The organism is Nocardioides sp. (assembly GCF_035703625.1).
Lineage (GTDB): Bacteria > Actinomycetota > Actinomycetes > Propionibacteriales > Nocardioidaceae > Nocardioides.
On the sequence record NZ_DASSXS010000024.1, the window covers coordinates 1 to 8710 of the forward strand.

The following is an 8710-nucleotide window of genomic DNA, read 5'->3' on the forward strand; positions in this document are numbered from 1 at the left end:
TCCTCGCGGACGACGAGGTGCGCGGCCGACTGCCGGCCCCTCCGGTCACCTCCGGCGTCGTCACCTGCGGCCAGGGCCGCGAGCAGCCGCCGGGACAGGGGCTCATCGGGATCGGACTCCGCCCAGGCCGCCTCGATCGCAAGCACCACGTCCTCGCCGGTGAGCACGTTGCCCTGGATGGCGTAGCCGTCGCCGGTCAGGCTTCCGGCCCACTCCAGGCAGGCCGGGCCGGTGTGGGAGGCGGCGCCGCCCTCGGCATCCACGATCCCGACCTGCCGGTGGTCCCGGCCGGGGTCGTCCTCGATCAGCCGCTGCAGGGCGACCGAGGCGGTGGCGCCGTCGTCGAGGTGCGCGAGGGCCTGGCCCTTGTAGGCGACGTTGGCGTCGGCCTGGGTGGCGATCGCGCCGACCTGGGCGACGGCGGCCGGAACGGCAGACCCGACGGCGAGGAACTTCGAGGCGACAGCCACGCCCCACGACTCACCGTCGGCGGACCGGGCGACGATGGAGAAGGTCATGCTGGGACCCTACCGATCCGGGGCTTCCTTGCGGTCCGCCGTCGCCGCTAGGGTCGTCGAGGTCGATGTGAACGATCCAACGAAAGGCGGACCTATGCGGGTCGGAGTGCTCACCGGAGGCGGGGACTGTCCAGGCCTGAACGCCGTGATCCGGGCGGTGGTTCGCAAGGGCGCGCGCGAGCACGGCTTCGAGTTCGTCGGCTACCGCGACGGCTGGCGAGGCCCGCTCGAGGGCGTGACGATGGAGCTCGGGATCGAGCAGTGCCGCGGGATCCTGCCCCGCGGCGGCACCATTCTCGGATCCTCGCGGACCAATCCGTTCAAGATCGACAACGGGGTCGAGCTGATCAAGGAGAACCTCGAACGGGACGGGGTCGACGCCCTCGTCGCCATCGGTGGCGAAGACACGCTCGGCGTCGCGACCAAGCTCGCTGACCTCGGGGTCCACGTCGTCGGCGTACCCAAGACCATCGACAACGACCTCTCCGGCACCGACTTCACGTTCGGCTTCGACACCGCCGTCAACATCGCGATCGAGGCGATCGACCGCCTGCACACCACCGCGGAGTCCCATCACCGGGTGCTCGTGGTCGAGGTCATGGGCCGGCACGCCGGCTGGATCGCCTTGCACGCCGGCCTCGCGGGCGGAGCCAACATCGTCCTGATCCCGGAGCAGCCGTTCGACATCGACGAGGTGTGCAAGCTGGTCGAGAGCCGCTTCGAGTCGCGCTACGCCCCGATCCTCGTGGTCTCCGAGGGGGCCGTGCCGCGGGAGGGCGGGGACATGACGCTCTCCTCGGGCGAGGTCGACCAGTTCGGCCATGTCCGGCTCGGCGGGATCGGCGACCGGCTGGCACACGAGATCGAGACGCGCACGGGCAGCGAGGCCCGCGCGGTCGTGCTCGGCCACGTCCAGCGGGGCGGCACACCCTCCGCGTTCGACCGCTGGCTGGCGACCCGGTTCGGCCTGCAGGCCATCGACGCCGTGGCCGACGGCGACTTCGGCAAGATGGTCGCCCTGCGTGGGACGTCCATCATCCGGGTACCTCTGAACGAGGGCACCGACGAGCTCAAGCTGGTGAGCCCGGAGGAGTACGCCGAGGCGGAGGTCTTCTTCGGCTAGGCCCTGTCACTGGCGTTGGTGGCCCCGAACGGCCACGATGGGCCAACACGTTCGAGGAGGCAACGCGACATGAGCACTGGCACGCAGGCCGAAGAGGTCGACGACGTCAACGGGTCAGAGCCCGACCTGAAGCGGGTGATGGGCCCCAAGCTGCTGCTGCTGTTCATCGTCGGCGACATCCTCGGGGCGGGCGTCTACGCCGTCACCGGTGACATCGCGGGCGAGGTCGGCGGGGTGGCCTGGCTGCCCTTCCTGATCGCGTTCGCCGTCGCCACGTTGACGGCCTTCTCCTACATCGAGCTGGTCACCCGGTTCCCGCAGGCGGCCGGGGCGGCGCTCTACGCGCACAAGGCGTTCGGCATCCACTTCGTGACCTTCCTGGTGGCCTTCACGGTCGTCTGCTCCGGCATCACCAGCGCCTCGACCTCGTCCAGCCTGCTGGCGGCCAACCTGCTGGCCGGGCTCGACGCGACGGTCGGGGGAGTTCCGACGTCCACCTCGGCGACGATCGCGGTCGCCCTCGCGTTCATGGTGCTCCTGGCCCTGATCAACCTCCGCGGCGTCGGCGAGAGCGTGAAGTTCAACGTCGTGCTCACCCTGATCGAGGTGACCGCGCTGGCCATCGTCATCGGCGTCGGCTTCTGGGTCATGGCCACCCAGGGCGCCGACCTCGGCCAGGTCGTCGTCTTCGATTCCTCGACCGATCGCGGCATGTTCGCGGCCACCACGGTGGCCACCGCGATCGCGTTCTTCGCGATGGTCGGCTTCGAGGACTCCGTCAACATGGTCGAGGAGACCCAGGACCCCGAGCGGATCTTCCCCCGGGTGATGCTGACCGGCCTCGGCATCGCCGTCGTGATCTACATGCTGGTCGCGGTCTCGGTGATCATGGTGCTGCCGCTCGGCGACATCCAGAGCTTCGACGGCGAGACCGGCATCCTGATCGAGGTCGTGAAGGAGGGTGCCCCCAACCTGCCGGTGGCCGAGATCTTCCCGTTCCTGACCGTCTTCGCGGTTGCCAACACCGCCCTGATCAACATGCTGATGGCCAGCCGGCTGATCTACGGCATGGCCCGCCAGGACGTGCTGCCGCGCGGTCTCGGGAAGGTGCTGGCCGGGCGTCGTACGCCGTGGACCGCGATCATCTTCACGACCGTCCTCGCCCTGGGGCTCATCATCTACGTCACCCGCGGCGAGGGCACCTCGATCGTCGAGGCCCTGAGCGGTACGACCGGCCTGCTGCTGCTCTGCGTCTTCACGATCGTCAACATCGCGTGCCTGGTCGTCCGCCGTAGGTCCGACACCACGCCACGTTTCCGCGCGCCCGCGTTCGTCCCCGTGCTCGGTGCCGTCACCTCCGCCTTCCTGGTCGGCCCCTGGGCGCGCGACCCCGAGGACTGGATCCAGTACCGCATCGCTGCGGTGCTGCTGGGCATCGGCATCGTGCTCTGGGCCCTGACGTGGTTCACCAACCGCGGGATCCGCGCCAAGAAGACCGGGTTCCGCGACGTCGACCACCTCGGGGGATGAGATGGGGGGATCGCGCCCGCGTAGGCTGGCGGCGTGACGATCCCCGACCTCGCGGACCTGCATGCGCTCGGTCCGGCGCAGCAGCCGGCCTACCCCGACCCGGCGGCCGTCGACCTTGCGGTGTCCCGGCTGCGCTCGCACCCGCCCCTGGTGTTCGCGGGCGAGTGCGACGAGCTCAAGGCGAAGATCGGCGCCGTGGCCCGCGGGGAGGCGTTCCTGCTCCAGGGCGGCGACTGCGCGGAGACCTTCGCCGGGGTGACGGCCGACAACGTCCGCAACAAGCTGCGGGTCCTCCTGCAGATGGCCGTGGTCCTGACCTACGCCGCGTCCGTGCCGGTGGTGAAGGTGGGGCGGATCGCCGGTCAGTACGCCAAGCCACGCTCGTCGGACATCGAGACCCGCGACGGGGTCTCGCTGCCGGCCTACCGGGGTGACGCCGTCAACGGCTTCGAGTTCACCCCCGAGGCCCGGATGCCCGACCCGCAGCGCCTGGTCGACGTCTACAACTCCTCGGCGGCGACGCTCAACCTGGTCCGCGCCTTCGTCACCGGCGGCTATGCCGACCTGCGCCAGGTCCACACCTGGAACACCGACTTCGTCCGCGACTCGGCGGCCGGGCAGCGCTACGAACAGGTGGCGGGCGAGATCGACCGGGCCCTGACGTTCATGCAGGCGATCGGTGCCGACCCCGACGAGTTCCACCGGGTCGACTTCCACAGCAGCCACGAGGCGCTCGTGCTGGAGTACGAGCACGCCCTCACCCGGATCGACTCGCGCACCGGCCTGCCGTACGACGTCTCCGGGCACTTCCTCTGGATCGGCGAGCGCACCCGCCAGCTCGATGGCGCCCACGTCGAGCTCCTGCGCCACATCCGCAACCCGATCGGGGTGAAGCTCGGGCCCACCGCGACGGCGGACGAGGCCCTCGCCCTGGCCGGACGGCTGAACCCCGACAACGAGCCGGGTCGTCTCACCTTCGTCACCCGCTTCGGCGCCGGCCGCATCCGTGAGGGGCTGCCGCAGCTCGTCGAGAAGGTCTCCGCCGCCGGCGTCGAGGTGGCCTGGGTGTGCGACCCGATGCACGGCAACACGTTCGAGGCGTCGTCGGGCCACAAGACCCGTCGCTTCGACGACGTGATCGAGGAGGTGCAGGGCTTCTTCGACGTCCATCGCTCGGTCGGCACCTGGCCGGGCGGGGTCCACGTCGAGCTCACCGGGGACGACGTCACCGAGTGCGTGGGCGGTGGTGAGGAGCTGGCCGAGATCGACCTGGCTCACCGCTACGAGTCCGTCTGCGACCCTCGCCTGAACCGGGTGCAGTCCCTGGAGCTCGCGTTCCTGGTCGCCGAGATGCTGCGCAAGGCCTGAGGGGCGTTGACCGCGAGCCTGCGAGCGGGCGGCGTCGCAACCCCCCGACCGCGACTTCGCTAGGTTCGCTCCGTGATCGACCTCCGCTCCGACACCGTCACCGCGCCCACCGAGGCGATGCGGGCCGCGATGGCCCGGGCCGAGGTGGGCGACGACGTCTTCGGGGAGGACCCGACCGTGCGGCGGCTCGAGGAGCGGGTCGCGGAGCTCTTCGGACACGAGGCGGCGCTGTACACCCCCACCGGCTCGATGGCCAACGTCCTGGCGGTGCGCACGCTCGTCGGGCCCGGGCAGGAGGTCCTGTGCGAGTCGTCGGCCCACATCGCCCGGGCGGAGCTGGGTGCCCATGCGGCCTACACCGGCCTCACCATGCGTACCTGGACCGGTGAGCACGGACAGGTCGACCTTCCGGCGATCCAGCGCCTCCATGCACCCGACCTGGGGCCGTTCTTCGTGCCGACCAAGGCGGTCTCGGTCGAGAACACCCACAACTTCGCGGGCGGGGTCGTCCAGGCGCTCGACGACCTGCGGGCGCTCCGGCAGTGGGCGACGTCGGCGGGCACCCGGATCCACGTCGACGGCGCCCGGATCTGGAACGCACACGTCGCCACCGGCGCCGCGTTGGCCGACTACGGCGCGATCGCGGACGTGATGGCTGTCTGCCTGTCCAAGGGCCTCGGCGCGCCGGTCGGCTCCCTGGTGGTCGGGTCGTCGGACGCGATCGCCGAGTCCCGGGTGTGGCGCAAGCGGATGGGCGGCGGCATGCGGCAGGTCGGCATCCTCGCGGCCGCCGGGCTCCACGCCCTCGACCACGTCGAGCGGCTCGCCGACGACCACCGGCATGCCCGGCTGCTGGCCGAGGCGTGCGGGGTCGACCCGTCGTCGGTGGACACCAACATCGTCGTGGTCCCGCACGACGACCCGCCGGCCTTCGTCGCGGCTGCCCGCGAGGGCGGGGTCCTGGTCGCCGCGCTCGGGCGCACGGCGGTCCGCCTGGTCACGCATCTCGACGTCTCCCGTGAGGACGCCGAGCGGGCGGCGAAGGTGCTCGGCGGCCTGGCCGGGCACCCCCGCGGCTCGGCTCAGCCCGCCTAGGTGCGGGCGGGGGTCGCCACCTCGTCGGTGACGGTCACGGGCGCGGTCCGGGGAACCAGCAGCATCGCGACGGCGCCGACCACGGCGGGGACGGCGAAGGCGTAGAAGTTCGCGTCGAGTCCCCACCCGGAACCCAGGATGAACGCCCCGTAGATCGGCCCGGCGATGGCACCGAGCCGGCCGATCCCCAGCGCCCACCCGAGCCCCGTCGCGCGCATGTGAGCCGGGTAGAAGGTGGCGGTGTAGGCGTTGACCAGGATGGTCGTGCCGATCGTGCAGGCCCCGGCCACCGCGACGAGGAGGTACAGCATGAGCGAGGGCAGGCTGTAGCTGAGCAGGAAGATGCACACCGCCGCGGTGGCGAACATGGTCGAGGTGGTCACCTTCGAGCCGACCCGGTCGGCTACCGCTCCCAGTGCGGGCGTCCCGATGATCGCGCCGAGGTTGAGCACCAGCAGGAACGCCAGCGCCGACCCGAGCTCGTAGCCCGCCTCTCGCATGATCTGCGCCAGCCAGGTGTTGAGACCGTAGACGAGCAGCAGGCCCATCCCGGTGCCGATCCAGAACAACAGCGTCCCGGCGACGAACCGCGGCTTGAAGAGCTCGGCGATGCCGGCCAGGGCCCCTGCCTTCCTGCCTTCGTCCGGCTCCGCGGCGGGTTCCTCGAGCGCGAGGTCGTACCGGGCAGCGACGGCGCGGGCCTCATCGTGGCGGCCGCGCACCATCAGGAAGCTCGCCGACTCCGGGAGCAGCTTCCAGGCCACGGGCAGCAGGGCGAACCCGAGCAGGGCGCCACCGACGAACATGGAGCGCCAGCCCAGCGACGGGATGACCCAGATGGCGGACAGCGCCGCGATGAGGCCGCCGACCGAGTACCCGCAGAACATGAACGCATTGGTGGTGCTGCGGTGTCGTGGATGGGCGTACTCGATGGTGAGGGCGATCGCCGTGGGCACCACGCCGCCGAGCCCGAGGCCGGCCAGGAACCTGCTCAGCCCGAAGATCTCCGGAGTCGGTGCGGCTGCTGCGAGCAGCATCGCGGCCGAGAACCACGCGATGCAGACCAGCATGATCTTGCGGCGGCCCACGATGTCGGTGACGGTGCCGATGGTCAGGGCCCCGATCAGCATCCCGATCAGGGCGTAGGACCCGATGCGGCCCGCCTGCGCCGTGCTGAGCGTCCACTCGGCACTGCCGTCGACGAGCGTGGGAACCACCGTTCCGTAGACGATCAGGTCGTAGCCGTCGACCACGATCGTCGCGCAGCAGATGGCCACCGCCACCAGCCGGGAGCTGTGTCGGTCCGCTGTGACTGTGTGTTGCGACATGACTGCCTTTCCGCGATTGGTTGGTGCGTCGTGCAGAGTCCTGGTCCTCAGTGCCCGCTGAACGCCTCCTCGAGCCACCAGGACGCGTGGGTGCTGACTACCTTGGCGTCGATGAGCAGGGGGCGACGGCGGTCGCCGGAGACCCAGGCGTCGACCGCCTTCAGGTCGTCCGGCCCGTGCACGGTCACCGCGTCGAAGCCGTAGCCGCGGGCGATTCCGGCGATGTCGGTCTCCGGGAAGGTGACCGTGTCGACCGGGTGCCCGTCCGGCGCGAAGTGGTGCACCTCGGCGCCGTAGGCGTCGTCGTTGTAGACGACGACGACCATCGGCAGGCCCAGGCGGCGGACGGTGTCGAGCTCGACCGCGCTCATCAGCGCGCCACCGTCGCCGAGGGCCGCGATCGGCAGCCGCTCGGGCTGCGCGAGCGCGGCGCCGATCGCGGTCGAGAGTCCCAGCCCGATGGACTGGAACGCCTGGGTGAAGCAGAAGCCCAGCTCGTCGGGCACCGAGAGGAACATGCTCGGGAAGCCCATGAAGTTGCCCGAGTCCACCGCGAGCACCCGCTCGGCGGGCAGGATGTCGTCGAGCAGGATGCTCAGCGTGCGCGGGTCGATCCGCTCACCGGTGCCCGTGTCGTCGTAGCCGACGTCGCGCCACCGGACCTCCGCGGCGATCTGCTCGCGCAGAGCCGTGGTGCGGTAGCCGTCGCGCCGGTGCCCGGCTGCCCCGAGCACCAGCCCGGCCGTGGCCTGCACATCGCCCGCGACGCCGAGGTCCAGCGGACGGTGCAGGCCCAGCGCGGCCTCGTCGTCGTCCACCTGCACGAGGCTCGCGCGAGGAGAGATGAGCCGGCCGTGTCGCGTGGTCCACATGTTGAGGGCGCAGCCCCAGCCCACGATCAGGTCCGCACCCCGGATCAGGTCGGCCGCGAGAGGTGAGGCGAATCCGCCCGATACGTCGAGCGACCAGGGGCTGCCGGCGAACAGCCCCCGCGCGACGGCCGAGGTGGCCAGCAGGGCGCCGTACTGGTCTGCCAGGGCCTCCAGTGCGGCCCGGCAGCCCGCGCCGCGGGCGCCCCGGCCGGCGACGAACACCGGTCGCTCGGACCGGTCGAGGAGGTCGACGAGCCGGCTCACCTGCGCGTCATCGGGCGTCCTGCGCGGAGGATCGGCCGGGAACGCGACCTCCTGCCCGGGCGGCACCTCGTCGTCCTGGACGTGGAGCGGGATGTTGACCAGCACCGAGCGCCGCTCCTGCACGGCGAGCGTGGCGGCCGCGCAGGTCTCCGCGACCGCGGTCTCGGCGGAGGTGATCCGGACGGAGGTCGCACCGACGGCGCGCGCCAGGGCGTCCTGGTCGACGAAGAAGTTGGACCTCGGCTCGCTCGCCTCCGCGGCGAGCAGGAGCAGGGGCGTGCGGCTCTTGGCGGCCTCGGCGAGCCCGGTGAGCGCATTGGTGAGCCCGCACCCCTGGTGCACGGTGACGGCGGCCAGGCGACCGCTGCACCGCGCATAGGCGTCGGCCATCGTGGCCGCTCCCGCCTCGTGGCGACTCGCGACGAAGCGGCAGCCGGAGGCCACCATGGCGTTGGTCAGGTGGAAGTTGCCCGACCCGACCACGCCGAAGACGTGGTCGACTCCGACGGCGACGACCGTCCTGCCGACTGCCTCCGCGACGTTCACATCGTGTCGGCCCGCGTGCGGACGCAGGCGCCGACGAACGTCTCGACCCCGGGCCCGGTGGCGGGC

At 71.3% G+C, this 8710-nt stretch carries 7 protein-coding genes; 4 read left to right on the plus strand and 3 right to left on the minus strand.

Going from position 1 to position 8710, the window contains the following annotated elements:
* The coding region (locus tag VFN12_RS01120) for a DUF1028 domain-containing protein (protein WP_325116696.1) at positions 1 to 518 on the minus strand (518 nt) is incomplete at its 3' end.
* A 94-nt stretch (positions 519 to 612) separates the two neighbouring features.
* On the opposite strand from VFN12_RS01120, the gene VFN12_RS01125 reads away from it, so the two are divergent.
* From VFN12_RS01125 to VFN12_RS01140, 4 genes are all read left to right on the plus strand, one after another.
* Positions 613 to 1641, plus strand: a complete 1029-nt coding sequence (locus VFN12_RS01125; RefSeq protein ID WP_325116697.1) for a 6-phosphofructokinase — start codon at positions 613 to 615, stop codon at positions 1639 to 1641.
* Between the two features lie 69 nt (positions 1642 to 1710).
* Positions 1711 to 3171, plus strand: coding sequence for an APC family permease (locus VFN12_RS01130; protein ID WP_325116699.1), 1461 nt, complete (start codon positions 1711 to 1713; stop codon positions 3169 to 3171).
* Between the two features lie 33 nt (positions 3172 to 3204).
* Positions 3205 to 4539 (plus strand): class II 3-deoxy-7-phosphoheptulonate synthase, encoded by a 1335-nt coding sequence (locus VFN12_RS01135; RefSeq protein WP_325116700.1) that lies wholly within the window; start codon positions 3205 to 3207, stop codon positions 4537 to 4539.
* Between the two features lie 72 nt (positions 4540 to 4611).
* Positions 4612 to 5634, plus strand: coding sequence for a GntG family PLP-dependent aldolase (locus VFN12_RS01140; RefSeq protein ID WP_325116701.1), 1023 nt, complete (start codon positions 4612 to 4614; stop codon positions 5632 to 5634).
* Here the strand turns inward: VFN12_RS01140 and VFN12_RS01145 are convergent.
* Both VFN12_RS01145 and VFN12_RS01150 read right to left on the minus strand, forming a co-directional pair.
* Positions 5631 to 6962, minus strand: coding sequence for an aromatic acid/H+ symport family MFS transporter (locus VFN12_RS01145; protein WP_325116703.1), 1332 nt, complete (start codon positions 6960 to 6962; stop codon positions 5631 to 5633). The two genes, VFN12_RS01140 and VFN12_RS01145, sit on opposite strands and share 4 nt — an antisense overlap.
* 47 nt (positions 6963 to 7009) lie before the next feature.
* Positions 7010 to 8710: thiamine pyrophosphate-binding protein (locus VFN12_RS01150; RefSeq protein ID WP_325116705.1), on the minus strand; the 1701-nt coding region annotated here is incomplete at its 5' end.